At 62.2% G+C, this 25,983-nt stretch carries 24 protein-coding genes; 11 read left to right on the forward strand and 13 right to left on the reverse strand.

The genetic code is table 11. The features are described 5' to 3' along the window. Positions 1 to 10: 10 nt before the first annotated feature. From NYQ88_RS12820 to NYQ88_RS12870, 11 genes are all read right to left on the reverse strand, one after another. The gene (locus NYQ88_RS12820; RefSeq protein ID WP_275651524.1) at positions 11 to 1,570 is read right to left on the reverse strand and encodes an ABC transporter substrate-binding protein; all 1,560 of its coding nucleotides are present in this window, start codon (positions 1,568 to 1,570) and stop codon (positions 11 to 13) included. 209 nt (positions 1,571 to 1,779) lie between these two features. After that, positions 1,780 to 2,850 carry a Gfo/Idh/MocA family oxidoreductase gene (locus tag NYQ88_RS12825; RefSeq protein WP_275651525.1) on the reverse strand — a complete coding sequence of 357 codons (1,071 nt, stop codon included), beginning with the start codon at positions 2,848 to 2,850 and terminating at the stop codon, positions 1,780 to 1,782. Next, on the reverse strand, positions 2,847 to 3,749 hold the full coding sequence (locus tag NYQ88_RS12830) for an NAD(P)-dependent oxidoreductase (RefSeq protein ID WP_275651526.1): 903 nt from the start codon (positions 3,747 to 3,749) through the stop codon (positions 2,847 to 2,849). Before NYQ88_RS12830 ends, NYQ88_RS12825 begins: the two co-directional genes overlap by 4 nt. Next, positions 3,746 to 4,423: a GntR family transcriptional regulator gene (locus NYQ88_RS12835; protein WP_275651527.1), complete on the reverse strand. Its 678-nt coding sequence runs from the start codon at positions 4,421 to 4,423 to the stop codon at positions 3,746 to 3,748. The genes NYQ88_RS12830 and NYQ88_RS12835 overlap by 4 nt, the downstream gene beginning before the upstream one ends. Then, positions 4,424 to 5,320, reverse strand: a complete 897-nt coding sequence (locus NYQ88_RS12840) for a dihydrodipicolinate synthase family protein (RefSeq protein WP_275651528.1) — start codon at positions 5,318 to 5,320, stop codon at positions 4,424 to 4,426. A 3-nt stretch (positions 5,321 to 5,323) separates the two neighbouring features. Then, on the reverse strand, positions 5,324 to 5,800 hold the full coding sequence (locus NYQ88_RS12845) for an ureidoglycolate lyase (protein WP_275651529.1): 477 nt from the start codon (positions 5,798 to 5,800) through the stop codon (positions 5,324 to 5,326). Beyond that, complete coding sequence (locus tag NYQ88_RS12850; RefSeq protein ID WP_275651530.1) at positions 5,797 to 6,702, reverse strand: polysaccharide deacetylase family protein; 906 nt, start codon at positions 6,700 to 6,702, stop codon at positions 5,797 to 5,799. Before NYQ88_RS12850 ends, NYQ88_RS12845 begins: the two co-directional genes overlap by 4 nt. 32 nt (positions 6,703 to 6,734) lie before the next feature. Next, positions 6,735 to 7,727 carry a M14 family metallopeptidase gene (locus tag NYQ88_RS12855; protein ID WP_275651531.1) on the reverse strand — a complete coding sequence of 331 codons (993 nt, stop codon included), beginning with the start codon at positions 7,725 to 7,727 and terminating at the stop codon, positions 6,735 to 6,737. 3 nt (positions 7,728 to 7,730) lie between these two features. After that, on the reverse strand, positions 7,731 to 8,216 hold the full coding sequence (locus tag NYQ88_RS12860) for a VOC family protein (protein ID WP_275651532.1): 486 nt from the start codon (positions 8,214 to 8,216) through the stop codon (positions 7,731 to 7,733). Positions 8,217 to 8,224: 8 nt separating this feature from the next. Continuing rightward, positions 8,225 to 9,421: a pyridoxal phosphate-dependent aminotransferase gene (locus tag NYQ88_RS12865; RefSeq protein WP_275651533.1), complete on the reverse strand. Its 1,197-nt coding sequence runs from the start codon at positions 9,419 to 9,421 to the stop codon at positions 8,225 to 8,227. 11 nt (positions 9,422 to 9,432) lie between these two features. Next, a complete protein-coding gene (locus NYQ88_RS12870; RefSeq protein ID WP_275651534.1) occupies positions 9,433 to 10,953 on the reverse strand; it encodes a carboxypeptidase M32 in 1,521 nt (506 codons plus the stop codon). A 194-nt stretch (positions 10,954 to 11,147) separates the two neighbouring features. On the opposite strand from NYQ88_RS12870, the gene NYQ88_RS12875 reads away from it, so the two are divergent. Genes NYQ88_RS12875 through NYQ88_RS12925 form a run of 11 tightly spaced genes read left to right on the forward strand, consistent with a single transcriptional unit; the run spans position 11,148 to position 24,177 of the window. Continuing rightward, positions 11,148 to 12,029, forward strand: coding sequence for a DUF4438 domain-containing protein (locus NYQ88_RS12875; protein ID WP_275651535.1), 882 nt, complete (start codon positions 11,148 to 11,150; stop codon positions 12,027 to 12,029). Next, positions 12,026 to 12,904, forward strand: coding sequence for a DUF4438 domain-containing protein (locus NYQ88_RS12880; protein WP_275651536.1), 879 nt, complete (start codon positions 12,026 to 12,028; stop codon positions 12,902 to 12,904). The genes NYQ88_RS12875 and NYQ88_RS12880 overlap by 4 nt, the downstream gene beginning before the upstream one ends. 2 nt (positions 12,905 to 12,906) lie before the next feature. Continuing rightward, entirely contained in the window at positions 12,907 to 13,989 is a 1,083-nt protein-coding gene (locus tag NYQ88_RS12885) for an Ldh family oxidoreductase (protein WP_275651537.1), read from the forward strand. Continuing rightward, positions 13,986 to 15,167 carry a Xaa-Pro peptidase family protein gene (locus NYQ88_RS12890; RefSeq protein WP_275651538.1) on the forward strand — a complete coding sequence of 394 codons (1,182 nt, stop codon included), beginning with the start codon at positions 13,986 to 13,988 and terminating at the stop codon, positions 15,165 to 15,167. Before NYQ88_RS12885 ends, NYQ88_RS12890 begins: the two co-directional genes overlap by 4 nt. 14 nt (positions 15,168 to 15,181) lie before the next feature. Beyond that, a complete protein-coding gene (locus NYQ88_RS12895; protein ID WP_275651539.1) occupies positions 15,182 to 16,417 on the forward strand; it encodes an amidohydrolase family protein in 1,236 nt (411 codons plus the stop codon). Beyond that, complete coding sequence (locus tag NYQ88_RS12900) at positions 16,417 to 17,595, forward strand: pyridoxal phosphate-dependent aminotransferase (protein ID WP_275651540.1); 1,179 nt, start codon at positions 16,417 to 16,419, stop codon at positions 17,593 to 17,595. Before NYQ88_RS12895 ends, NYQ88_RS12900 begins: the two co-directional genes overlap by 1 nt. Positions 17,596 to 17,597: 2 nt before the next feature. Continuing rightward, positions 17,598 to 19,022 carry a hypothetical protein gene (locus NYQ88_RS12905; RefSeq protein WP_275651541.1) on the forward strand — a complete coding sequence of 475 codons (1,425 nt, stop codon included), beginning with the start codon at positions 17,598 to 17,600 and terminating at the stop codon, positions 19,020 to 19,022. After that, the gene (locus tag NYQ88_RS12910) at positions 19,022 to 20,422 is read left to right on the forward strand and encodes a dihydroorotase family protein (protein ID WP_275651542.1); all 1,401 of its coding nucleotides are present in this window, start codon (positions 19,022 to 19,024) and stop codon (positions 20,420 to 20,422) included. The genes NYQ88_RS12905 and NYQ88_RS12910 overlap by 1 nt, the downstream gene beginning before the upstream one ends. 1 nt (position 20,423) lies before the next feature. After that, a complete protein-coding gene (locus tag NYQ88_RS12915) occupies positions 20,424 to 21,470 on the forward strand; it encodes an ABC transporter ATP-binding protein (RefSeq protein WP_275651543.1) in 1,047 nt (348 codons plus the stop codon). After that, positions 21,467 to 22,495, forward strand: coding sequence for an ABC transporter ATP-binding protein (locus NYQ88_RS12920; protein ID WP_275651544.1), 1,029 nt, complete (start codon positions 21,467 to 21,469; stop codon positions 22,493 to 22,495). The genes NYQ88_RS12915 and NYQ88_RS12920 overlap by 4 nt, the downstream gene beginning before the upstream one ends. Positions 22,496 to 22,503: 8 nt before the next feature. After that, positions 22,504 to 24,177 carry a M14 family metallopeptidase gene (locus tag NYQ88_RS12925; RefSeq protein WP_275651545.1) on the forward strand — a complete coding sequence of 558 codons (1,674 nt, stop codon included), beginning with the start codon at positions 22,504 to 22,506 and terminating at the stop codon, positions 24,175 to 24,177. 198 nt (positions 24,178 to 24,375) lie between these two features. Here the strand turns inward: NYQ88_RS12925 and NYQ88_RS12930 are convergent, their stop codons facing one another. Together NYQ88_RS12930 and NYQ88_RS12935 are read right to left on the reverse strand one after the other, a co-directional pair. Then, complete coding sequence (locus tag NYQ88_RS12930; RefSeq protein ID WP_275651546.1) at positions 24,376 to 25,101, reverse strand: SDR family oxidoreductase; 726 nt, start codon at positions 25,099 to 25,101, stop codon at positions 24,376 to 24,378. Then, positions 25,098 to 25,862 (reverse strand): SDR family NAD(P)-dependent oxidoreductase, encoded by a 765-nt coding sequence (locus NYQ88_RS12935; protein WP_275651547.1) that lies wholly within the window; start codon positions 25,860 to 25,862, stop codon positions 25,098 to 25,100. The genes NYQ88_RS12930 and NYQ88_RS12935 overlap by 4 nt, the downstream gene beginning before the upstream one ends. Between the last annotated feature and the right edge of the window lie 121 nt (positions 25,863 to 25,983).

The following is a 25,983-nucleotide window of genomic DNA, read 5'->3' on the forward strand; positions in this document are numbered from 1 at the left end:
AATTTTGTGATTAGTTGGCAGCAATCGTGGTGTCGAAAAGGTAGACCTTCTCGTCACGACGAGGCTGGAAGTCGACACGCTTGGACACGCCGTAGAAGTCGGGCTGGAAGTACATCATCAGCCACGGCGGATCGTTGTAGAAGACTTCGAGCATGCGATCGATGACGACACGGCGTTCCTCATCGGTCTTGGCGGCGGAGATCTCCGCCCAGCCGTCAAACCACTCCGGGTTGTCCCATTCGGTGTAGTTGGTACCGGCAGTCGGGGTGGACAGGTCGGTCATGTCGTAGAGCGGGCTCCACGTACCACCACCAGTGCCCAGGAAGAACATCGGGCCGGCATCGTGGGCGCTGATCAGCGGCACGTAGACGGATGCCCATTCGAGCAGTTCGACGTTGGTCTGGACGCCGATGTCGGACAGATACTGGCCGACGGCGAGAGCGACGTTTGCGTCGTTGAGGTAACGACCACGCGGAGCCTGCATGGTGATTTCGAAGCGAACGCCGTCTTCACCGCGGGGATAGCCAGCCTCGTCGAGGAGCTTTTCGGCCATTTCCGGATCATAGGCATAGGGTTCGAGCGACTTGTTGTCGTTCGGCGGGTTCACCAGGCCGTTGGCACGGGTGCACTCGAAATTCAGCAGCTGCGAGCAGATCGCCGGAACGTCGACTGCGTACTGCAGTGCAACGCGCACCGCGGTTTCCTGGATAGCCTTGCCGCCTTCGCTGCCATCAGCGAAGTCCTGACGCTGGTTGAAACCAACGTACATGCGGCGCGTGCCCTGCACTGCCTTGACTTCGGCGTTCCCGGAGCCGTTGACGGCGTCGAGCTGGTCAGGTGCGACATTGGTGATGATGTCGACATTACCCGCAATAAGCTCGGCCGAACGGGTCGAAGCTTCGGGAATGATGCGCCAGACGATGGTCTGGGCATTGGCTTCATCTTCCTTGACGCGCTCAAGCACGACCTGGCTGCCACGATCCCACGAAGCGAGTTTATAGGGGCCCGAGCCGATCGGCGTGCTGGCAGCATCTGCGAGGGACATTGCCTCGTAGCTGTCCTTGCAGTGAATGAACACTTCAGCGATCAGACCGAAGGACACCGGGTTCTTCTGGCCAAGGTTGATCTTGACCTCGCGCTCGCTGATGGCCTCGGCGCCGGCGAACTGGATCGAGGAATAGACAAAGCCGGGCGTATTGCCGGTGAAGGCATTGGCCGGATCGGCTGCACGGTTGAAGGAATAGGCCGCGTCTTCAGCCGTCAACGCTTCGCCATCCTCGCAAACGAGGCCTTCGCGCAGCGTGTAGGTATATGACTTGCCGTCTTCTGCCTCGACGTAGCTTTCGGCCAGGTCCGGGACAATATCACCCTCGGGGGTGATCTCGTACAGCGTACCAAAGATGTGCTTGGCGATGTTCGAGTTGTCGCGGCTGGAGATAGCTGCGGGGTCAAAAGTGTTCGCGTCCGCACTGATACCGACGGTTATGGTGTCTGCGGACTGTGCCACAGCGAGCGCTGGTGCAGCGAACACTGCAACGCCTGCCATGAGCAAAGCTCTGATATTGGTCATTACGAGTAACTCCCTGTTGAATGGATAAGGCGCCCTGTGTTCCCGCCCAGGTCACCGTCCTACGGACTTGCGGAGACATCCCCGCACATCCTGCTCGCATACCCAGCCGCACGAGTGGCACTCCACTTCGGCATGGGCCCACCCTGCACTCGCGCAGGGCACCCTCTTTCAGTCCCCAGGGCGCTAGCCCCGGTTGCAGTCATACGCTCTCAGACCTGCTCCACGTGGGCAGCAGGATTTGAGCGGACGACCTTCTCGTTCGAGCCGCTTTCGGCACCGAATTCTGTGATGTCGACCGTACGGTTTTCGGTTGATGAAATGATGCAGGCCTCAACCATGTGCAGCGATCGCAGGTGGTCGCGACCGGAACACTGAAGCTCGGCCTCGCCCTTGAGGGCGGCCACAAAGGCTTCAAGCAGCAGGACGGCGTCGTTGTACCACTGCTCATAGGGCGGCAGTTCAACGCTGGTCAGCTGCTTGTCGTGTCGGAGGGCGAAATGCAGGTCACCGAACTGGTCGTTCTGCATGACCACGCCTTCGGCACACTCATGGCGCCAGGTGAAGCCCGGCTCCTGCCAGTTCGACTGCCAGGTGCCCTGGTAGATGACGATCACCCCATTGGCGAAGGTGAACAGCGCGCTGACATTGGCGTCGTCGGCATACATCGACCAGCTGGGATTGAAGGTCTTGGCCGAGACCGAGACCAGCTCAGACTGGTAGACATAGCGCATGAGGTCGAAGTGGTGGATCGACTGTTCCCACAGCATGGGCTGGGCCATGGTGAGGGGGTATTTGTTCAGCCGTGCCAGCGTCCCATCACGCCAGCGCTCATAGGTGAACCGCGAAAATTCCGGCTTGCCGACAGTAGTGTCGAACAGCGACATGGTCTTTTGCGTAACCGGCAGGTAGCGGAAATTGAGGCCAACCATCAACGGCACGCCGGCTTCCTCGGCCATTTCGACATAGCGCTTGGCCAGCGGCACACTGTCTGCGAGCGGCTTTTCGGCCAGGATCGGCAGCTTTGCGCGGCAGGCCGCCTCCATCTGCGCTTCGCGGCCACCCGGCGGGGTAATCAGGACGATGGCGTCGGCTTCGATCTTGCCCACGATGTCGAGATCGGCTGAGGCGGTTGCGTTCGGCCACTGGGCGAGCGCACGCTCGCGCGCTGCTTCACTGGGATCGATCAGCCCGACAATGGTGCAATCAGGATTGTCCTTGATCACACGCATCCAGAACTGGGCACGGGCACCGAGCCCGACGAGGATAAGACGCAGTGTCATGGGCGGTCCTCCATGACCGAATTGAGACCAGAGGCCAGAGCAGTCCAACCGAAGAGGTCGGAAGGCGGCACGATTTCACTGGTCATGGGCACGCGATAGTCGGCAGCCTCGGCCAGCCGAACCTCGACCCCGTATTTTGCAGCAATCATCTCGGCAAGTTCGACATCGTCGATATCCTCGCCGGAGGTGAAATGGATGACGCCGGAGATGGCGGGCTGGCGGTCGAGCAGCGCCAGCAGCGCCTTGGGCAGGTCCGGGCCATAGGTCCAGTCGCGGCGCGAGCGCGGCAGGTCAACGACAATGGCATCGCCATTGCGACCGGCTTCGATCCAGCGACGGAGCGGCGACATATATTGGCGGGTCTGGCGCACGCGCTCGCCCGGGCCATAGATGGGGCCGAGGCGAATAGCGATGGCCCGCATCTCTCCGGGCAATTCGGTTTCGAGCAGCAGCTCCCCTGCCCGCTTGGCAATGGCATAGGGAATGGTCGCGCGTGCCGGTGTGCTTTCCAGCAACACCCCATCGGCGTCTTCGGAGCGGAACACACCAGAGGACGAGAGCAGGACAAAGTCCTTTGCCCCGCAGGCGCGTGCCTTGGCGAGCACGGCGAGCGTGGTCTCGCAGTTGATACGCAGGCAATCGAAAGCGGAGAGGCCCGCTTCGGGCGATGGCGAGGTGATCGCCGCGCCATGAATGACGAGGTCAAAGCCGCCCAGGCCGTCCAGCACTTCGGCCGTGATATCGCTTTCGACGAGCTCGGCACCGGCCAGACTGGCCCGGGCAAATTCGTCGAAAAACTGGTCGAGGCCAGTTACCGCATAACCGGCGTCGAGCAGGCCCTTCGTGAGGAACCCCCCAACGAAACCACCGGCACCGGTAATCAGAGCGCGACGCGTCATACCTCGATCCCCAGTTCTTCCGGACGGATCTGGGACGCGGAACGCGTGTGGTCGGAGATCAGCGAGATCGCCAGGATCATGTCGCCGCTCTCGATGGCATCCACGATCGGCGGATGCTTGGCAGCGACCTCGCGCAGGTCGCGGTTGGCGCTGTTACGCAATGCCATGATCTGACGAATGCGCAGGTAGAGATTGTCCCACATGCTGAGCATGAGAGCGTGGTCCGCCGCCTTGATCAGGTCGCGATGAAACGCCTCGTCGGACTGCATGAGGCTGGAAAAGTCGCCCCGCTCTGCCGACGCGAACATGTCGTCGCTGTGCCCGCGCAGGGTCGAGATGTCAGACTTGCGCTCGACGACACGCCGAATGGCGAAAGCCTCGAACTGTTCGCGCAGGCTATAGAGCTCCTCGACTTCCTTGAGGGTCAGCGGCTTTACGCGCTTGCCCTTGTAGGGAACGCTCTCGATCAGCCCGTCGGCCTCGAGGATCTGGATTGCCTCCCGTACCGGAGCGCGAGAGACGCTGAGCTGGTCCGCCAGGGCCATCTCCACGATCGGCGTCCCGGGGCGCATGGTCCCATCGATAATTGCCTTCCGAATGATCTCGGCCACCGAGACGCGCAGTGGCACGTTTTCGATACGGGAGATGTCGGAGGTGGAACCGGCGGGGCTCATTCAGACCTCGGTTTCTGCAAGCTGGACGGCGCGATCGATCGCAGCCTGATGGCTATCGGCAAGCTTGACGAACGGCGGGCGGACGATGGCGTAGCTCTGGTCCTTATGGCGTGCAGCGGCAGCAGCCTTGATCGCCGGGATCAACGGCAGGCCTTCAAATATCTTGCGCACTTCGGTGACGCCGGCAGCGATCGCGGCTTCCTTCTCCGTCCCAAGCGCTGCCATCAACGCCTTGATATTGCGTGCGTTTACGTTGGCTGAGGCGCTGATGCAACCCGCACCACCGGCTGCGACATTCTGCGGGATCAGTGCTTCGGACGCTGAATAGACGTCGAGCTCGGGGAAGGCCTTGATGACGGAATGGGTGTTTTCCCAATTGCCCGAGCTGTCCTTGAGGCCAACGAAAATGCCAGGGAACTTGGCCATCAGCGCTTCAATCAGCGTCAGGGTCACCGGCACGCCGGTCATCTGCGGAATGTGGTAGAGATAGATGCGCAGTTTCTCTTCGGCCACGGCGTCAATGATCGCGGAGAAGCTGTCGACGATCCCCTGCTCCGGCACGCCCTTGTAGTAGAACGGCGGCAGAGACAGCGTGCCGAGGCACCCGCGCGACACCGCATGGCGGGTCAGCGCAATACTGTCGGTCAACGCCGCGCAGCCGGTACCGGGGATTAGCCGGTCGGCGGCGATGCCGCTATCGATCAGCGCATCGAGCAGTTCGATGCGTTCTGCCACCGACATGGAATTGGCTTCACTGGTGGTACCGAATGGCGCCAGGCCATCGGCGCCGTCATCCAGCAGAGCCTTCGAGTTCGCGATGAACCGCTCGGTGTCGATGCTCAGATCAGCCTTGAAGGGCGTGATGGCCGGGACATAGAGTTTTGGCGTGCGGGTCATTGATTAATCCTGAGAAACAAGGGTCACGGCGGGGATTTCGATGAACTCGTCGTCATCGTCCCTGCCGCGCCACATGAGAACAGCGAAGGCGCCGTCCCGATCGAGCACGGAGGCGCCCGCATGCCAGACGGTGGATTTGTAGATCGTGCCAAGCGAGCTCGGCACGATGAAGCTGCGCAGACCCGCCAGGTCCGGGCTGCCATCGGCAAGCGACGGGGCCACGGTGACGATGTAGCGTTCGACATCCAGCGGCACGAAGCACTGCGCCGCGTGAGGATGGCGTTCCAGCTTGGTGATGGGCGCCGGCAAAATTGTCGGCGCCATCGAGTTGACGTGAAAGACCGGTGCCAGCCCCTCACCGCCCAACCAGTCGGAGAAGAAGCGGCGTTCGCCATGCTTATCCGGCCTGCGGATGAACGTGCCGAATGGCGCAAATTCCTCCACACTGGGAAGCGGCCGGAGCCGGACGGTTCTGGTCATGCTGCACCGTCCGCGGGCATGACCTTGCGCCAGTGGGCGGCAATGTCTTCACGCTTGGCGATCCAGACGCCGTCGCGCTTGCTGATATGGTCGATGAACTTGACCAGGCCAGCAAAACGACCAGGGTGACCGATGACCCGCGGATGCAGGCCCACCGACATCATGCGCGGAGTCTGCTTGCCCTCTGCATGAAGCACCTCGAAGCTTTCGATCAGGAAAGCGGCATAATCTGCCGGATTCTCGATACCGCCACCCGCCAGGAATTTGGCGTCGTTGGTGACCAGCGAATAGGGCAGCACAAGGTGCTGCTTGCCCGAGACTTCGGTCCAGTAGGGAACCTCGTCATTGTAGGCGTCGCTGTCATAGCCGTAGCCACCGTGCTCGACGACGAGGCGTCGGGTCCGTTCGCTCCGGCTATAGCGGCAATACCAGCCCTGAGGCGCCCGGCCGATGACGCGAAGGATCGTCTCATGCGCCTTGGCGATGTGCTCCCGCTCTGTCGCTTCGTCGAGCTTGTAGTGCTCGATCCAGCGATAGCCGTGGGCAGCCAAGTCCCAGTCGGTCGCGGCGATGGCTTCAGCCACCTCCGCATTGCGTTCGAGCGCAAGGGCGGCGGCAAAGATCGTCACCGGGAGATTACGATCCCGGAACAATCTGTAGAGCCGCCAGAACCCGACCCGAGAGCCGTACTCGTACATGCTCTCGGACGCGAGATCGCGGTCCCCCTGGGGCACGCGCGGGGCGGAGACCTCGATGAGGGCAGATTCGGAACGTCCGTCTCCCTCACCGACCGAATACTCGGATCCTTCTTCGTAGTTGAGGACGAAGTTGACGGCCACCCCGGCATTGCCGGGCCAGCGGACGGTTGGGGGCCGGTTGGCATATCCCACGAAATCGCGCATGTTTGCTTCCTGCCCTGCCCCGGTACCCACCTTTAGTCTCGCTTCCCCTCAACCTTGTTGAAGAAGCAGCACCAGTCGCCGGTGTTGACGTTAGGCAGTGCGCGCAGGCCGAAGAACATGCCGTCGGCGGGTGCAACCAGTTCGGCCAGTTCGTCGCCGAAGATGTTGATGATCTTGGCGATGGAGTCGCCCTTCTTCATCGGCTTGAGGAAGTCCACGCCCGGGGTCGGCACGAAGATGCCCGAGCACGGTGCCAGGAGGGCTTCCTGCTGACCGCGCGTCGCGTCGGTCGGATAGGTCGCCTGGCCAGGATACATCTTGTAGTGGCGCAGGATGTTGATGATGGAGTCGGCGAGGTCGCGCGACACCTTGGCAAAGGCTTCCGGCGAGGTTGCCGAACGGCCACCGAGTTCGACGGTGATGCCGGTCTTGCCGATCGCCTTCATCTGCGCCATGGGCGAACCCTTGGGCAGGAAGTTGGACATGATGCAGCCCCAGCCTTCACCCATGGCCTTGGCCAGCTCGACGGACTCGGGGGTCTCGTCGACGAAGATTGCCTTGGCGAGGAAGGAGTGCGCGCCACCCGAGTGGATCGAGATTTCGAGGTCGGCGACCTGGCTCATCCATTCCGAGTGCGCCCAGGCGATACGCTCGCTGAGGTAGCCATCGGCGCGGCCCGGATAGATGCGGTTCATGTCGAAGGAGAACGTATCCAGCGGGTTGCCGCGGTTGGCGTTCTCGAATGCCATGACGTTGAGCACCGGCACCATGACCAGCGTGCCCGAGAGCTGCTTGGGATCAACTTCGCGCAGGGCGATGGCGCAGGCCATCGGGCCTTCCGGCTCGTCGCCGTGGATAGCGCCGTCGACCCAGAACACCGGGCCCGGATTGACGCCATTGACGATGACGACGGGGATCTCAACCTTGGAGCCGCCGGCCAGGGTGGTCACGGGGATCGCACCGCGGACGATTTCGCCCGGAGCTGCGACTGCGGTACCGACGGTGATGGTCTTCTGTTCGGCCATTTCTTAGATGCCCTTGAATGCGTTATACTTTTCGAGTTCTTCAGGCGTGTAGACCTGCATGAATTCGATCTCTACATCGCCGGCGTCATTGTCGAGGAATGCGACAAAGCCTTCCGGATGCGGGTGGCTGCCATAGACGCCGCAAGCCTGGCAGATGCGCAGCTCGGCGCCCTGCGACTTGGCGTGGTCGAGTGCCGCGTCAATGTTTTCGACTTCGTAGCAGATGTGGTGCAGGCCCTGAGCGTTGCGCTCCTTGATCCAGGCGTCGAAACGACCGCCCTCTTCCAGCGACTGGCACAGCTGGTACTCGATGCCGCCGAGGTTGAAGAGCGCGACACGGTTCTTGGACTTCGGATAGTCGATGATCTGCGTGTCAGTCGGCACGTGCAGGAACTTGGAATATGCGCTCAGCGCTTCCTTCGCGTCGCGGACGGCGAAGGCCATGTGCTTGATGGACTTGATATTGGGATTGTCGGATTTCACGGACATGGTCTTCCTCAGGCAGATTTGCGCTCAGCGCGGATGGTTTCGACGACGGATTTGATGCGGTCCATGGCTTCGCGGATGCGATCGACCGACTGGGTCAGCGACATGCGGACGAAATCGTCGCGATAGTCGCCGTAGATGATGCCGGGGTAGATCATCACCTTGCCCTCGGCGAGCAGCCGCTGGCAGAACTCGCTGGCCGGCAGGCCCACCACCGATACGTCGGCATAGACGTAGAAGGCGCCCTGCGGCTCGGCATAGGGAATGCCCAGTGCATCAAGACCCTCGCACATGGCCTTGCGGCGCTCGTCATAGGTCAGGCGCATCTCTTCGACGCATTCCTGCGGGCCGGTCAGTGCGGCGAGCGCGGCGTGCTGGCTGACCGAAGCGACGGAAATGGCGAAGGCATGGTTGATCTCGGCCATGGCCACGATCAGCTCGCGCGGACCGGCGAAGTAGCCGACGCGCCAGCCGGTCATGGCATAGGCCTTGGAGAAGCCCGACAGCGTGATGGTGCGCTCGCGCATGCCCGGGAGCGATGCGACCGGCTGGATGCGCTGGTTGCCATAGGTCAGGCGCGCATAGATCTCGTCCGAAATCACGATCAGATCGTGCTCGATGGCGAGCTTGGCGATCTTCTCGACCTCGTCCGGTGCCGTCACGGTGCCGGTCGGGTTGTTCGGGTTGATCAGCACCAGCACCTTGGACTTGGGCGTGATGTGCTTCTTCACCATCTCTGCGGTGAGGGTGAAGTTGGTCGACATGTCCATGCGGACCGGCACAACCGTGGCGTCGGCGAGTTCGGCCGCCTGGCCATAGGGGTTGTAGCCGGGGCACGGCACGATGATTTCGTCGCCTGGGTTCAGCAGCGAGAGCGCAATGATGAACATGGCGTGCTGGCCACCAGGGGTGACCACGATTTCATCGATCGCATAGTCGGCGCCGCCATGGGCCTTGATGTTGGCGGCAATGGCCGTGCGCAGGGCCGGAAGCCCGAGCGGGTGGCCATAATGGGTCTCACCACGACCCAGCGCATCCTGGCCGGCCTTGACGATATGGGCAGGCGTGTCGAGATCGGGATCGCCGCGGCCGAGACGGATCACGTCGGTCAGGCCTTCGGCAATGTTCGCCATCTTGGTGATGACGTGCTCTTCCTTGAGCTTGATACGATCCGCCAGGCGATTGGCGTGCAGGCTTGAAAGTTCCATTTTGTCCTCTCTTAGAGCCCGTAGATCTCGGAGTATTTTTTGTTGAGGTACGAGATGTACGGCTCCGGATCGAGCTTGCGGCCGGTGGTGCGGACCAAAAGCTCGTCGCGTGTATAGCGGCGGCCATGCTGGTGGATGTTCTCCACCATGAAGTGGCGCAGCGGATCGTAGTCGCCGGTCGCCAGACCCTGGGCGATGCCAGCGTCCTTGCTGGCGGTTTCGAACAGCTGGCCGGCCATGACGTTGCCGATGGTGTAGTTGCAGAAGGTGCCGATCTGGCCGGACGACCAGTGGACGTCCTGCAGAACGCCCTGCGCATCATTGGGAACGTCGAGACCGAGATATTCCTTGATCTTGGCGTTCCAGGCTTCGGGCAGGTCCTTGACCGAGAGCGAACCGTCGATCAGCGCCGCTTCGATGTCGGTGCGCAGCATGACGTGGAAGTCATAGGTCAGCTCGTCAGCCTCGACGCGGATGAAGCCCGGGCGGACGCGGTTGATGGCGCGCCAGAATTCGTCGACGGAAACGTTAGCCAGCTGCTCTGGGAAGTAGCTCTTGGCGACGTCGAAATTGTTTTCCCAGAAGGCCTTGGCGCGGCCGACATGGTTTTCCCACAGGCGCGACTGCGATTCATGGGCGCCGAAGCTGACGCCACTGACGGCATAGAGACCGACAAGATCGGTGGCGAATGGTGTGCGGACATAGGCCGGGTCGGAGCCCTGCTCGTAGAGCGCGTGGCCAGCCTCATGCAGGGCACCGAAAAGGCTCGCCGGCATGTAGTTTTCATAAAAGCGCGTCGTGATACGCACGTCGTTGCGGGTGAACGACACTTCAAACGGATGCAGCGTGGTGTCGAGGCGACCGCGGTTGAGGTCGTAGCCAACCTTGGAGGACATCTCCAGCGCCAGCGCATGCTGCTTGTCGACCGGATAGATGCGCTCAAGGAAGTCAAAGCGCGGAGCGGGCTTTTCCGCAATGGCCTTGACCAGCGGCAGCAGGCCTTCGCGCAGACGAGCAAACAGCGGCTTCAGCGAAGCGACGGTTTCGCCGGGCTCAAAGCGGTACATCAGGGCATCATAAGGATGCTCGGAATAGCCGATGCATTCGGCCATTTCGCGGTTCAGCTCGACCGTCTGCTCCATCAGTGGAGCAAAATGGGCATAGTCATTCTCTGCACGCGCCTTGGCCCAGATGGCATGGCCGATCGAGCCCAGTTCTGCGCGGCGACGGGTCAGGTCTGCAGGAATCGCCTGATGGTAGTCGATGGCTTCGCGAACCTGCTGGACCATCCCTTTTTCCACAGAGGATGCGTCAAAAGCGGCGACTTCGCTCTCGGCCTTGTCGAGCAGCGAGCGGGTTTCGTCCGAGACAAGCAGATCGCGCGTCAAAACTGACAGCGTCGCCAACTGCTTGCTACGCGTCTCATGCCCGCCGTGCGGCATCATCGTCCGCGCATCCCAGCTGAGGATGGACTGAGCGTTCAGCATGTCGTTGACCTGCCCAATGCGCTCCATGAGCTTCACATAACTCATTGACCGAAAATACCTTTCTTCCCCCAGCAGGTCTTCTGCTGCTTTTCTCACCAGGTGCTTGACGCCGCCCGTTCCGTATGTACTGAATGTCACATATTAGATTGTCGACAATCAGACGAGCTAATGTTGGACAGGGAATTGAACGGTTGTCAAGCAATGAGAAAAACTAGCTCTGCAAAAACGGCGAGTGCTCAATGAGCACCGAAAATACGAGCGTCACCTCCAATGCAGACCGGCTGGTCGCCATGGCCGTGTGCGGCTATGTCAGCACGCCATCCGTGCGCCCCGGCGCCTATCTCCACCACCCGGACGGCAAGGGAATCATGCTGCCCGGCATGTTCGGCGTGACCTATAATGCGCGCGCCGGAGACCGTGCTTTCGGCTGGGCCGGCGACCATGTCGAACCCGGCGTTTCCATTGCCCACCCCAATGAATCGGCTGACTTCGCTCTTCACTACCTGACCTGCGTTGGCAATGTGGCGACCGTCACCTCGGGCCTGGCCAAGGGTGCCAAGGGCGTTGTCACCGGCGAGCATGCGCGACTTCTTGTGGATTTCCCCGATGAAGTGAACGAGCTGCTCAATATCGGCGACCAGATTCAGATCGAGGCCATCGGCCGCGGCATCGAACTCGATGGCTATCCCGGCGTTGAGTTCAAGAAGACCAGCCCGCGCCTGCTCGAAGCCCTCGGCATCACCCGCCAGCCTAACGGCCAGCTTAAGGTGAAAGCCGCCATGGAGCTGCCGATCGAGATCATGGGTTCGGGTGCAGAACTCAATTCCGAATATGTCGACCAGGACCTGATGAGCGGCGACCGCCAGCTCATGGCCGATCTCGGCATTGACCAGATGCGCCTTGGCGACGTCATCGCCATCCGCCACGCAGACCACCATTTTGGCCGGTCCTACCGCGAGGGCTCGGTTTCCATCGCGCTCTGCATCCACGGCGATTCCATCATGACCGGCCACGGCCCGGGCATCATGACAATCATGACCGCCACCGACGGCAGCCTCGATTTCGAAATCGACCCCAAAGCCAATATCGCCAACTTCTTCGGAATCGGACAGGCCAAATGACCATTTCCGTCAATGCAAACGACCTCGTATCCGTCTCGCTGGGCGGGGCCATCGCCCATCCGGGTTTCGCTGGCCTGCCGGCAGAACCCTATCGCCTCGCCGCTGACGGCAAGCCGTTCCTCCTCCCCACCTGGGGCGGCATTGTCTACAACGTCTCGGTTGGCGACACCGCCTTCGGCTGGGCTGCGGACTGCATCCATCCCGGCGTCTCGATCAAGGGCAGCGACGACCTCAAGAACCGCGGCCTGAACATCTATGCCTGCCTCGGCAACACTGCCGTGGTCATGACCGGCCGCGCCCAGGGCGCCAAGGGCGTCGTCACCGGCAAGTCCGGTCGCTTTTCCGAGCAGCTGATCATCCACTTCCCCAAGTCGGTTCGCGCCGACATGGCAGTGGGCGACCAGATCCTCATCCGATCGCTCGGCACCGGCATGGCTGTTGATGGCCACCCCGAAGTCGCGCTCAAGGGTCTTGGCCCGAACCTCTTTGAAGCCCTGCCCAAGAAGGTCGTCGACGGTCGTCTCGAAATCGGCGTCGTTGCCAAGGTTCCGGCCCACCTCATCGGTGCCGGTCTCGGCCTCACCTCGGAAGGCGGTAGCCTGCACATGCAGTCGACCGACCGCGCGGCCCTCAAGGAAGCCGGTCTCGACCAGCTCCGTCTGGGCGATCTCGTGGCCTTCGAGAACACCGACAGCCGCTACAACCATGGGTATCTGCGCGGCGCGATCTCGATCGGCGTCGTCGGCCAGACCGATGGTCCGCGCGCCGGTTACGGCCCGGGCGTCACCATCATCATGACCGCTCCGAAGGGCGAGCTCGGCTGCTTCATCGCACCCGACACCAACCTCAAGTCCCTCCTGAGCCTGGAAGACTAAGCATGTCGATCTCCCTGACCAGCGTTACCCGCCCGAGCCTGCAGACCTTCATGGTCGAGGGGTTTGAAAAACTTGGCCTGTCGGCCGAGGACGCGGCCATTTTTGCCGATGCCCTGATCTTCTCCGAGCTGCGCTTCCACCCTGGCCATGGCCAGGGGGTTCGCCGGCTGCGGCGCTATCAGGAACGCATCGGTCAGAAACTGGTCGATCCGGCGGCGCCCTGGGAGATCGTCAAGGAAAGCCCGGCCCTCGCCCTGGTCGATGCCCATAACGGCATCGGCACAGTGGCGGCGGCCAAGGCCATGCGCCTCGCCATCCAGAAGGCCAAGGTCAGCGGCATCGGCCAGGTGCTCGTGCGCAATTCGACGCACTACGGCTCTTCGGCCGTCCATGCCTGCCAGGCCATGGAAGCCGGTTGCATCGGCATGGCCATTACCAATGCCGGCCCGGAAATGGCTCCTTGGGGCGCGCGCGAAGGCGCAACCGGCACCAATCCATGGGGCATTGCCGCCCCGACCAATCTCGGCTTCCCCGCCGTGATGGACTTCGCCCTCACCACGGCCGGCAAGGGCATGATGCTCTGGCACGCCCGCGAGGGCAAAAAGATGCCGCTCGACTGGGCCCTCACGCCCGACGGCGAAATCACCGATGACCCCAATGCCGCCATGAACGGCCCCCTCCTCGCCATCGGCGAATACAAGGGGTACGGGCTCGCCTTCATGACCGATGTCATGACCGGCGTTCTCGGCGGCGGCGGCTTCGGCCTCACCCCCTACTCCGATCCCAAGAAGCTCGACGTCTCGCACACGCTGACCGCCATCGACATCGAGTGGTTCATGCCGCTCGAGACCTTCAAGGAGCGCATGGGCGAGTTCTCAGAGATGATGAAATCGCGAAAAACCCGTCCCGGCTTCACCGAAGTGCTCATCCCCGGCGAGCAGGAAGCCCGTCGCGTCGAGCGCAAGTCTCAGGCCGGCGTGCCGCTTGATGACGAAGTGCTCGAAGACATGGTCGCGCTGGGCAAGGAGCTTGGCCTCAAGTCCGAGCTCGAGGTTGTCGGCCCCGATGAGGAGAGCCGGCTGTGACCAGCCTCACCCGGGAGCGCAAGCCCGTCCGTCCGATCGGCCTCGATTTTCGCGTCAGCGTGCAGGATCGAATCCGCGCGCTGGCGGCGGAGCGTGGCCTCGACGGCGTTCTGCTGCTGACGCCCGCCAATGTCTTTTACGCCTGCGGCTTCCACTTCTCGGTCAATGAGCGCCCCATCGCGCTCTACATTCCGCTCAACGGCAAGCCGACGCTGTTCGTGCCGCTGCTCGAACTGGAAAACGCCGAGCCGGTTGAAGGCGTTGACCTCAAGATCTACGAGGAATTCCCCGGCGTCGTTCATCCCGTCGTCTGGATGGTCAAGGAATCCGGCGCCCGCAAGATCGCCATCGACCTGCTCGATGCCCGTCTCGTCGGCCCCATCGAGGCGATGGTGGAAAGCCTCGTGCTCGAAGATTTCGCGGCCCCCTGCCGCTACATAAAGACGGCCGAGGAGCTGGAACTCACCCGCATCGCGGCGACCTATGCGGATCTCTGCCTTGAGCGTCTGCTGCTCAACGGCGGGGACATCATCTCCCAGGGCGGCACCGAGCTCGACCTCTATGCCGACAGCACCAGCTTCGCGCTGGCGGAACTGAAAAAGAACTACGGCGAGGCTTTTGCCGGCACCAAGCTGGGCATTTCCTCGTCCGTCCACACCGGCCCACGCGGGGCCCTGCCCCATGGCGCGATCGGCCACAGCAAGCCGCAGCGCGGCCACACGCTGATCTCCGGCGTCGGCTGCTCGCTGGGCGGCTATCACGCCGAAAGCGGCATCACCTATGTCGTCGGCGAGATGTCCGCAGAACAGCGCCGCATCATGGAGGCCCTCGAAGCGTGCGACGCCGCCGGCGTTGCTGCGCTGAAACCCGGCGCCCTCTGCCAGGACGTCAACGTCGCTGCCCTCGCTGCCCTCAAGGATGCGGGTCTCAGCGACACCATCCGCCATCGCATTGGCCATGGCATGGGCGTCGAAGGCCATGAAGCTCCGTGGCTCGCACCGGGCGACACCACTGTCGTTGCGCCCGGCATGGTCTTTTCCAACGAGCCGGGCGTCTACCGGCCGGGGATCGACGGCTACCGCACCATCAACACCATGATCGTCCACGCCGACCGGGTCGAAATCCCCAGCCGGCTCCAGGCCGATCATCCCATCGAAACACGCATAATCAGTCTCTAAAGGGGGGACGTGACATGGCTGAACCGCCGTTCTGGCACTACACCAAGATCATCAAGCCGATGTTCGACAACAAGCCGGTCGATCAGATCGTGCTCGGCCGTATCATCACGGCAGTTGGCGATGAAGTCATCGAAGACGGCTTCATTGAAGTTCGTGGCGGCAAGATCACGCGCGTGGGGGCGCGGTCTGATCTTGGTACGCCCGAGGCTGGCCTCGCGGTCCGCGACACCGGCGGCAAGACATTGCTCCCCGGCCTCATCCAGTCGCATGGCCATCTGAGCTGGGACGGCATCCACGAGCTGTCTTTCCAGTCCATGTATGACAGCCCGGAAATCCGCGCCTATAAGGCCGCGGGCAATATGCTCAAGTCGCTCCGCGCGGGTATCACCCTTGTTCGCGACCTTGGCGTGCACAATGCCAATCTCTTCACCAAGCAGGCTGTCGCCCAGGGCATTGTTCCCGGCCCGCGCCTTCTGGTCAGCGGCGAGTCCATCATTCAGACAGGCGGCCACACCTATTGGGTCTGCCGCGAGGCTTCCGGCGCCGACGAAATGCGCCGCGCAGTCCGCGATCAGGTCAAGGGCGGCGCCGATCTGATCAAGATCATGGCCTGCCACGACACGCTCGAATTCACCGATGCCGAGCTCGAAGCCCTGATCGACGAAGCGCACCGCAACAAGCTGCCCGTCACCGCCCACGCCACCTATGACGCCTGCATCCGTCGCGTGGCCGAATTCGGTGTCGACTGCGTCGAACACGGCGGCTCGATGAGCGACGAGACCATCCAGATCCTCCTCGACAAGAAGATCCCGATCGTCACCACCTTCTCGGCGCTGGTCCTCCAGGCCAAGCCGGAAATCGCTCGCGCCTATGGCATCCCTGAGTGGAAGATCGAAGAGCGTCAGCGCGCCGTTGGCGACAAGACCCGCTTCGACGGTCTCATCCGCGCTGCCAAGGCCGGCGTGCCGATCGTCTTCGGCACCGACGCCGGCAGCCCGGCCGTCGAGCACGACAAGCTCGCTCCTGAACTCGAGTTCATGGTCGAAGTGGGCGTTTGCCCCAACCGTCTCGACGCTATCCGCGCCGCCACCATCCGTGCGGCACAGCTGTCCAAGCTCGACGCCAAGATCGGCTCGCTCGAAGTGGGCAAGGAAGCAGACTTCATCATCGTCGACGGCAAGCCTGACGAGGACCTCTACGCCCTCGAGCATGTCAACGAGACCTATATCGCCGGAAAGAGAATGCACTGATGAGCGCCATCGCAAGCAAGCTGACAAACCGTATCGTCGAGGAAGATCTCTCCTTCCGCTCGCGTATGATGGAAATCGCGGCCGGCATGAACAATGTCATCGCCATGGGCCGCGGCGATCCGGACTTCCACACGCCCAAGCACATTGCCGAGGCGGCCAAGAAGGCCATCGACGAGAACCAGCACCACTATACCGGCCCGACCGGTATTCCCGCGCTGCGCCAGGCCATCGCCGAGCACCTCACGGACGTCTACAACCTCGACCATACCGCTGACGAGATCATCGTCACCGCCGGCGTCCAGGAGTCGATCACCCTGCTCATGCTGGCGCTGATCAATCCGGGCGATGAGGTGCTCATCACCTCGCCGCGCTTCATGACCTATGACACCGCCGTCAACTTTGCCGGTGGCGTGCCCGTCCCCGTTCCGACCTTCCAGAAGGACGATTTCGCGCTCGACATCAACGAGATCGAAAAGCGCATCACGCCCAAGACGCGCATGTTCGTGCTGGTTTCGCCGAACAACCCGACCGGCGCCGTCACCCCTCCGGCCGTGATCCGGCAGATTGCCGAGCTGGCCATCAAGCACGATATCATCATCGTCTCGGACGAGATCTACGCCCAGATCATCTATGACGGTAATGAGCACCTCTCCATCGGCACCCTGCCGGGGATGAAGGAGCGCACCATCACGCTCAACGGCTTCTCTAAGACCTTCGCGATGACCGGCTGGCGCGTCGGCTATCTCGCCGCTCCCGCTGATTTCGTGACCAAGGTCACCGAGATGCGTCACACGCTCTCGATCAACACCTGCACAGTCTCGCAGTACGCCGCCCTTGCGGCGCTGACCGGCCCGATGGAGCCGATCCAGGCGATGATCGACGCCTATACCGAACGCCGCGCCTTCCTCCTGCCGGCGCTCGACGAAATGGGCCTGACCTACGGCAATCCCGGCGGCGCCTTCTACGTCTACATCAACGTGTCCGGCACCGGCATGTCGACCCCGGATTTCTGCGAAAAGCTGCTGCGCGAAACCGGTGTCATGATGTTCCCCGGCACCATGTTCGGCGACCATGACCCCAGCTACATCCGCCTGTCTTTCCTCCAGCCGCTGGAGGTCATCAAGGACGCTGTTGAACGCATGAAGGGCTTTATGGCCCGTCACGGAAAGGCCGCCTGACCATGAACAAGCCTAACCCCGCCGAAAAGTTTGTCGGCATTCAGGTCAGCCCGATCAGCTTCCTCGATGAAGGCGTAGACACCGTCCTCGACACCCTCAAGGACCGCGTCGGCGTCAACGTGCTGATGCTGGGCACTGTGTCCTGGCTCGGCCTCAAGACCGGTCGCTCCATCTCGCACCAGCTCGATGGCTGGCCCGACCATGGCGTACCCGAACCCTTCGCCATGAAGGGCGGCGCCTATTTCAACCCCAATCCCGCCTATTACAACGGCACCTTCATTAAGGACTACCGCGCCCGCGACCCAGAGTTCGAGGGCAAGGACATCCTCAAGATGGTGATCCCGGAGGCCCATGAACGCGGCCAGAAGGTCTACATCGAGCTGATGGAGCCCTTCTTCAAATATACCGGCCACGGCTCCACCAATACGGTCGACATCCCGAACCTGGCCCAGGCCATGGAAGTCGACATCTTTGGCCGCCTCACCGGCGATCCCTCGACCAGCCATCCGGACTATCGCAACTGGATCCTCTCGATGATCGAGGACCAGGTGCGCAATTACGACCTCGATGGCGTGATGTGGTGCAATGAGCGCAATTCGCCGCTCGACACCCTCATCCAGGGCGGCGCACCGGGCGATTTCTCGACCCATGCCCGTCGTGAAGCCATGGAACGCGGCATCGACGTCGAGTCCTGCCGCCGCGCCATGCTGAACCTTTATGATTTCATGCAGGAAGCAGCGGCCGGCAAGTCGTTCGCGGACGGTGCCTTCATCACCTTCATCCGCAAGCTGCTCGAAAATCCGGAAGCCCTGATCTGGGAACGCTTCTGGCTGGAGCGGAACAAGGATCTCGACCGCGAGCTCTATGGCCTCGTCAAGTGGTGCAAGCCCGGTATGCCGTTCGGTCTCAACGTCTGGAACCGCAACCACTTCAACATCTTCCGTCGCGCCCAGTGGCCGTGGGAAGAGCAGACCCGCTACGCCGACTTCGTCAAGCCGATCACCTACCAGCACCAGGCTGGCGAGGTGTTCACCAAGGAACTGGGCTTCTTCCAGAAGACCATCCTGCGTGATTTCTCGGCCGATGAGGCGACTGCCGTGCTCTACCGCGTCCTTGGTCTCAAGGAAGCACCGCACAGCCAGGTTATCGCTGCGGGCATGGATCCGGACACCTATGTCTATGGCCAGTGCGAAGATGCCGTCCGCGGCGTCGAGGGCAAGGCCAAGGTCTATATGGGTCTCGGCGTCGACGCGCCGCGCACCAAGCCGGAAACGGCCAAGATGACCAAGGACATCGCTTATCGCTCCGTCATGGCCACCTACCGCGCGGGCGGTCATGGTGTCGTTCTGGCGCCCAACTACGCCTCGATGCACCTCAGCCATCTCGATGGTGTGGCCGATGCACTGACCGAGCTGGGACTGAAATAGTGGCCAATTACGACTCGATCATCCGCAATGCCGCGGTCCTCACCCCATCGGGGCTTGTGGAACTCGATGTTGCAATTTCATCTGGCCAGATCGCTGCGCTCCTCCCCCGTGGGGAGGGCGCAGCTGCGTCCATTATCGATGGCTCCGGCAAGCATGTGCTGCCGGGTGCCATCGACATCCATTTTCATATCCGCGCGCCCGCCTATCCGGATCGCGGCACCGTAGAGACCGAAACGCGCGCAGCATCGGCTGGTGGCATCACCACGCTGTTCGAAATGCCGATCAGCAAGCCCTGCTGCAATTCGGCCGAGCAGATCGAGATGCGTCGGGACCATTTTGCCGAGCACGCCTTTATCAATTTTGGTCTCTATGCCGCGCCGGGCGATCTGACTGACGCCAGTGTCGCGGCCATGAAGGCCGCCGGCATCATCGGCTACAAGATCTTCACCACCCCTGCCCCCGAAGGCCGGGATGATGAGTTCTTCGGCCTTTCCTTCCCGGACGAAGCCGACCAGCTGCGCGCCCTCAAGGCCGTCGCCAAGACCGGCCTGCCGGTCGTCATCCACGCCGAAAGCGCCCAGCTGCTCGCTCAGGCGGAACGCGACCTCGCCGGCGCCGATCTCTCTCTTGCCTCCAGCCACCTCGCCGCCCGCCCAGCCATCTGCGAATCCGTCGCCGTGGCCAAGCTGCTGGCGATGAATATCCAGGCCCAGGCAAAGCTGCACATCGCCCATGTGACCAGCGCCGAGACGATCAAGATCCTCCGCGCCTTCGCCGGTACGTCCGATTTTACCGCCGAGACCTGCCCGCACTATCTCACCCGCACCAATGATGACGTCGCTCGGGCCGGCGTCTTTGCCAAGATCAATCCGCCGGTCCGCACCCAGGCCGATCAGGATGCGCTCTGGCAGGCGATTACCGACGGGGTGATCACCCACGTCACCACCGACCACGCCGCCTTCAGCCATGCCGAAAAACTGGCCAAGAAGGACAATTTCGTCGACGCCCCGCCAGGCTCCCCCGGCTCCGAAGTGCTGGTCCCGGCCATGCTCGACGCCGTCAGTCGCGGCAAGATCAGTCTTGAGAAAGCGGTTGAACTTTTGTCGGCAAATGCCGCAAAACGCTTTAGCCTTGCGAGCAAGGGCCGTATCGAGGAAGGCGCTGATGCCGATTTGATGCTGGTCGATCTGAGCGCCGTGACCGAGATCGTTCCGGACACGCTGCACACCTTCGCCAAGGACGTCGCCCAGCTCTACTACGGCGCCCGCTACAATGGTCGAATTGTCCGAACCATCGTCAACGGCCAAACCGTCTATGACGGATCCATCGTCGGTGCCCCCGGCTGGGGGCGCTATACCTCGCCAACCGGAACCTCCGCCCTGAACAGAATGAGCGCATGACATGAGTGTTTCGCCTCCAACACAAACTGCCAACGCCGGGACGCAAGGGGCTCCCCTGCTCGAGGTGGATGATCTGCAGACCACCTTCCTCGTCGGGGAAGGCCAGACCGTTCGCGCCGTCGACGGCGTGAGCTTCACCGTCAAGGCGGGTGAAACGCTCGCCATCGTGGGCGAGTCCGGCTCCGGCAAGTCGGTGACCAGCCTCTCGATCATGCGGCTCCTGCCCAAGAAGATCGGCCAGATCTCCCGCGGCGAGATCCGCCTGCGCGGCAAGGACCTGGCCAAGCTCTCCGAAAAGGAAATGCGCGGCATCCGCGGCAACGACATCGGCATGATCTTCCAGGAGCCGATGACCTCGCTCAATCCGGTGCACACCATCGGCCAGCAGATCGCCGAAGTGGTCATCGAGCACCAGAAGGTCTCCAAGGCCGAGGCCAACAAGCGCGCCATCGAAATGCTGCAGATCGTGGGCATTCCCGAACCGGCCCGCCGCGCCAGCCAGTTCCCGCACGAAATGTCCGGCGGCATGCGCCAGCGTGCAATGATCGCCATGGCGCTCGCCTGCGAGCCCAGCGTGCTCATCGCCGACGAGCCGACCACCGCGCTCGACGTGACCATCCAGGCCCAGATCCTCGACCTCATGCGCAATCTGCAGGAGCGTCTGGGCATGGCCATCGTGTTCATCACCCACGATCTGGGCGTGGTGGCTGAAATGGCCCAGCGCGTCGTCGTCATGTACGCCGGCCAGGTCGTCGAAACCGGCACGGTGGAAGAGCTCTTCAGCCAGCCGCTGATGCCCTATACGGCAGGTCTGATGCAGTCGATCCCGCGCATGGGCGCCGAGGAGAAGACCCGTCTCCAGGCCATCCCCGGCTATGTCCCACTTCTCACCAAACTCCCCAGCGGTTGCCGCTTCCGCACGCGCTGCGCCTATGCAGAAGACCGCTGCGCCGCCGCCGAGCCGCCACTCGAGGAAATCGAAGGCGGCCGCAGCGTGCGCTGCATCCGCTGGAAGGAACTCAACCTGCCGACGAGGGCAAGCGCATGAGCGTCAATCCTAAGCCAAATCCTGCCCCGGCCGGGGATCTGCTGCAGATCACCAATCTGCAGAAATACTTCCCCATCAAGGGCGGCATCCTCAATCGCGTGGTCAACAATGTCCGCGCCGTTTCGGACGTCTCCTTCTCCATCAAGCGCGGTGAGGTCATTGGCCTTGTCGGCGAGTCCGGCTCGGGCAAGACCACGGTCGGCCGCACGCTGCTCAAGCTCGTCGAGCCCACCGGCGGCAAGATCGAGTTCGACGGCTACGACATTACCAAGCTGAGCACCGCCGAGATGCGGCCGTTCCGCAAGCGGATGCAGATCGTCTTCCAGGACCCCTATGCCAGCCTCAATCCGCGCGAAAAGATCCGCACGGTCCTCGGCCATGCCCTGGCGGTCCACAATATCGGCGCCTCCTCCGAGCGCGAAGACCGCATCGTAAAGCTGCTCGAGCAGGTCGGCCTTTCGGGCGACTATCTCGACCGCTTCCCGCATGAGTTCTCGGGCGGCCAGCGCCAGCGTATCGGTATTGCCCGCGCGCTCGCGGTAGAGCCGGAATTCGTCGTCGCCGACGAACCGGTTTCCGCGCTCGACGTGTCGATCCAGGCGCAGGTGGTCAATCTTCTTGAGGACCTCAAGGAGCAGTACAACCTCACCATGCTGTTCATCGCCCACGACCTTGCTGTGGTGGAGCACATCAGCGACCGAGTGATCGTGATGTATCTGGGCCGCGTCATGGAAATCGCGCCCACCCGAAAACTCTACTCGACGCCGAACCATCCCTACACCAAGGCCCTGCTCTCGGCCGTGCCCGATCCGGACAAGCGCCATCGGCCGGACCGCGTCATCCTCACCGGTGACATTCCGAGCCCGATCAATCCGCCCTCCGGCTGCGTCTTCCGCACGCGTTGTCCGCTGGCCATCGAGGATTGCGCCAAGGTGGTGCCTGAACCCGTGGAAATCTCGCCGGGCCATTTCAGCGCCTGTATCCGTACCGCCCCGCAGGGCAATGCCGCGCCCGTCGCGCTTTAGGAACTGTCATGACCGACTTGGACGTCCACTTCGATCGCTACTACACCTATGCCGAAATGACCGCTGCACTGGAGCGGCTGGTCGCGGCGCATCCGAACCTTGCCACCATGTCGTCGCTGGCCAAGTCCTTCGAGGGCCGCGACGTCTGGCTTATCGAGATCGGCAACAAGGAAACCCGGCCGCTCGACGAAAAACCCGGCTACTACATCGACGGCCAGATCCACGCCGAGGAGCACGCCACGAGCGCGACCGCGCTCTACGCCGTGTTCCACCTGCTCACCCAGTATGGCAAGGACGAGGAGGTCACCCGCCTCGTCGACACCCAGACCTTCTATATCCTGCCGCGCATCAATCCGGACGGGGCCGAGCTGTCACTGGTCTCGCCCTACTATAACTGGTGCGGCAATGGCCGTTTCATGCCCGGTGCAGATCGCATCGAAGGCCTGATCCCCGAAGATATCGATGGCGATGGCTTCATCGTCTGGATGCGCGTGCCCGATCCCAAGGGCGAGTGGAAGAAGGACGCCAACAACCCGGACATCATGGTCCAGCGGGCTCCGGGCGAGGAAGGCGGCCAGTACTTCCGCATGTATCCGGAAGGCACGATCCGCAATTACAACGGCGTCAATGTGCCGGTCGAAAAGCCTTTCGACGGCAATATGAACCGCAACTTCCCCACCAATTGGTCGCACCAGGAATATGGCGCGGGCGAGCACCCGCTCTCCGAGCCAGAGGCCTTCGGCATGGCCAAGTTCATCCTGGCCCATCCCAATATCTGCGGCATGTGCGCCTATCACACCCATGGCGGCATCATCCTGCGCCCGTCCATGACCAAGCCGGACAGCGCCATGAGCGCCCGCGACATGAATCTCTACAAGGAGATCGGCAAGGTCGGCACCGAGCTCACCGGCTACCCCACCGTCTCGATCTATGAAGAGTTCACGCCCGACAAATCGGTCGTGCGTCGCGGCGGCCTCATGGACTGGACCTATGAGGAGATGGGCATCATCTCCTTCGGCACGGAACTGTGGGACCTCGAGCGCACCGCCGGCGTGCCCAAGGAAGGCTATTACAACCTTTACCCGCGCAATTCCGAGATCCAGCAGAAGGTCTACGACTACGTCAAGGCCAACATGGCCGAGAAGGGCTGGCGCGACTGGAAGAGCTTTGACCACCCGCAGCTGGGCAAGGTCGAAATCGGCGGCATGGTCAATATCTGGACCTACCGCAATCCCCCCGGCAATCTGCTCGAGGAAATCTGCCGCCAGAACGTGCTGTTCAATCTCAAGCACGCCGCTGCCGCACCCCAGGTCAAGATCGAAGACCTTTCGATCACCCCCATGGGCGCCGACCTCTACAAGGTGCGCGCCGTGGTCGGCAATTTCGGCTATCTGCCAACCAACCTCTCCGACGTGGCCATCACCAACAAGGTTGCCAAGCCGGTTGTCGCCTCGATCACCGTCGAAGGCGGCGAGCTGGCCATGAACCCGGAGAAGGTCGAACTCGGAAATCTCGCGGGCCGCAATGAGCGCCTCTACCCCTGGTCTCCCTGGGGCCAGCAGTGGACCGCCAATGCCAAGCCGGTCGAATGGTTGGTTCGCGCCCCTGCCGGCGCCACCATCACGGTCACCAGCAAGTCCGAAAAGGGCGGCACCCAGCGCGCCGTTCACACGATTTCATAAGGCATTTCCAACCAAAGCGTTTTCCCGTCCCACTTGCCCCGGACTTCGGTCCGGGGCTTTTTTTGTCCAGGGATGGAGACACAGCGCAGTCAATACTCCCCCCTCTTCCGTACTCTGCCACAGGGGATCATCAACGACCGGCCGACGCACAAAAAAAGGGACCCCGAAGGGTCCCCCAAGTCTCCCATGGAGTAGGAGTTATTCTTTGCTCAGCTCGACCACGAGGTCCCATGCCTTGATGCGCTGATCATGCATGCCGGTGGCGTCCTGAAGGGCCAGATGAACAAAGGCCGGCGCCAGCTCGATCGGGTCCTTCCAGATCTTGCGCATTTCTTCCGGATAGGTGGTCTCGCTCATCGGCGTGTGCATCGGGTGACCGGGGGTCACGATATTCACCGACACATTGAAGCGCTCGAATTCCTTGGCCAAGGCACGAGACAGGCCTTCGATACCGAACTTGGACGCGCAATAGGTCGACTCGTCGATGTCCCCCACGACGCCGGCATTGCTCGACACATTGATGATAGCGCCCGACTTGCGGGCCTTCATCGACGGGGCAACCGCCTTCACGCAAAGGAATGCACCCTTGAGGTTGACGCCAAGCAGGCGATCCCAGTCCTCGATGCTCACATCTTCCACGGGTTTGTAGAAGATGATGCCTGCGTTGTTCACCAGCACGTCGACCGGACCGGCCTCTGCTTCGATGGCGGCAAAAACGGGCCCGATCGATGGACCGTCGGTGAGGTCGAGACGGCGCGGACGGATATCGCCCGGCAGGTCCTTGAGGGGCGCCAGTTCGTCCACGAGCACGTCGAGCGCGTAAACGATCGCGCCTTCCGCTGCATAGAGCTGGGCGATGGCGCGGCCAAGGCCACGCGCTGCACCGGTGACGACAGTGATTTTACCCGAAAGTTTGCCGCTCATGTCGCGATCCTTCCTCCGTCGATGACGAGGCCAATGCCGGTCACGAAAGACGATTGCTTGGAAGCGAGGAACAGAACCGCCTCGCCGATTTCAGTACCCGTGCCCATGCGCCCCAGAGGGGTGATCGAGCGCCACTTCTGCTCGACCGCTTCCTTGTCGACAGCGAGGTCGAGGTTGCGGCGGTTCATGCTGGTGTCGATCACGCCGGGGTTGATGGCGTTGCAGCGAATATTGCGATCCGCATATTCAATAGCGATTACGCGCGTCATCGACATGATGCCGCCCTTGGAAGCGGCATAGGACAGATTGCCGCCGACATTGGCGAAGGCGCTGACCGAGGAATTGTTGACGATGGTGCCGCCGCCATTGCGCAGCAGCGCCGGAAGGGCGTGCTTGCAGCCAAAGAAGCAGCCCTTGAGGTTGATATCGATGACCCGTTCGAACAGCTCTTCGCTGATCTGGTCGGACGGGGTCACCGGCTGTTCAATCCCGGCATTGTTGAAGATCGTGTCGAGCTTGCCGTAACGGCTTTCCGCCAGCGCGACGAGCGCCGCAACGTCAGCTTCTACCGACACGTCGGTGCGCTGGAACGCGGCCTTGCCGCCCGCAGCTTCGACTTCCGCGACCAGCGAAGCGCCGCCGTCCAGGTCAACGTCGCCAACAACGACGGATGCCCCTTCTTTAGCAAAAAGCAGCGCCGTATCGCGCCCCATGCCGCTCGCGCCACCGGTGATGATGGCGACCATGCCGTTCAATCTCAAGGCAGTTTTCCTTCCAAAGCGTCTCTCGCCGACATTCCCAGTAAGATAGTCTACTGTATACTTGTATTACAAACGCAAAATGATCACACTGCACCGGGAACGGGTGCCGACCTATGTGCCG

The organism is Devosia sp. SD17-2 (assembly GCF_029201565.1).
Classification (GTDB): domain Bacteria; phylum Pseudomonadota; class Alphaproteobacteria; order Rhizobiales; family Devosiaceae; genus Devosia.

Bases quoted from the DNA above. Each gene is read 5' to 3' on its own strand.
- NYQ88_RS12865 (WP_275651533.1), bottom strand. From the start codon at position 9,421: ATGGAACTTTCAAGCCTGCACGCCAATCGCCTGGCGGATCGTATCAAG.
- NYQ88_RS12820 (WP_275651524.1), bottom strand. From the start codon at position 1,570: ATGACCAATATCAGAGCTTTGCTCATGGCAGGCGTTGCAGTGTTCGCT.
- NYQ88_RS12905 (WP_275651541.1), top strand. From the start codon at position 17,598: ATGAACAAGCCTAACCCCGCCGAAAAGTTTGTCGGCATTCAGGTCAGC.
- NYQ88_RS12925 (WP_275651545.1), top strand. From the start codon at position 22,504: ATGACCGACTTGGACGTCCACTTCGATCGCTACTACACCTATGCCGAA.
- NYQ88_RS12825 (WP_275651525.1), bottom strand. From the start codon at position 2,850: ATGACACTGCGTCTTATCCTCGTCGGGCTCGGTGCCCGTGCCCAGTTC.
- NYQ88_RS12930 (WP_275651546.1), bottom strand. From the start codon at position 25,101: ATGAGCGGCAAACTTTCGGGTAAAATCACTGTCGTCACCGGTGCAGCG.
- NYQ88_RS12915 (WP_275651543.1), top strand. From the start codon at position 20,424: ATGAGTGTTTCGCCTCCAACACAAACTGCCAACGCCGGGACGCAAGGG.
- NYQ88_RS12830 (WP_275651526.1), bottom strand. From the start codon at position 3,749: ATGACGCGTCGCGCTCTGATTACCGGTGCCGGTGGTTTCGTTGGGGGG.
- NYQ88_RS12855 (WP_275651531.1), bottom strand. From the start codon at position 7,727: ATGGCCGAACAGAAGACCATCACCGTCGGTACCGCAGTCGCAGCTCCG.
- NYQ88_RS12900 (WP_275651540.1), top strand. From the start codon at position 16,417: ATGAGCGCCATCGCAAGCAAGCTGACAAACCGTATCGTCGAGGAAGAT.
- NYQ88_RS12845 (WP_275651529.1), bottom strand. From the start codon at position 5,800: ATGACCAGAACCGTCCGGCTCCGGCCGCTTCCCAGTGTGGAGGAATTT.
- NYQ88_RS12840 (WP_275651528.1), bottom strand. From the start codon at position 5,320: ATGACCCGCACGCCAAAACTCTATGTCCCGGCCATCACGCCCTTCAAG.
- NYQ88_RS12920 (WP_275651544.1), top strand. From the start codon at position 21,467: ATGAGCGTCAATCCTAAGCCAAATCCTGCCCCGGCCGGGGATCTGCTG.
- NYQ88_RS12850 (WP_275651530.1), bottom strand. From the start codon at position 6,702: ATGCGCGATTTCGTGGGATATGCCAACCGGCCCCCAACCGTCCGCTGG.
- NYQ88_RS12895 (WP_275651539.1), top strand. From the start codon at position 15,182: ATGGCTGAACCGCCGTTCTGGCACTACACCAAGATCATCAAGCCGATG.
- NYQ88_RS12885 (WP_275651537.1), top strand. From the start codon at position 12,907: ATGTCGATCTCCCTGACCAGCGTTACCCGCCCGAGCCTGCAGACCTTC.
- NYQ88_RS12875 (WP_275651535.1), top strand. From the start codon at position 11,148: ATGAGCACCGAAAATACGAGCGTCACCTCCAATGCAGACCGGCTGGTC.
- NYQ88_RS12835 (WP_275651527.1), bottom strand. From the start codon at position 4,423: ATGAGCCCCGCCGGTTCCACCTCCGACATCTCCCGTATCGAAAACGTG.
- NYQ88_RS12860 (WP_275651532.1), bottom strand. From the start codon at position 8,216: ATGTCCGTGAAATCCGACAATCCCAATATCAAGTCCATCAAGCACATG.
- NYQ88_RS12880 (WP_275651536.1), top strand. From the start codon at position 12,026: ATGACCATTTCCGTCAATGCAAACGACCTCGTATCCGTCTCGCTGGGC.
- NYQ88_RS12870 (WP_275651534.1), bottom strand. From the start codon at position 10,953: ATGAGTTATGTGAAGCTCATGGAGCGCATTGGGCAGGTCAACGACATG.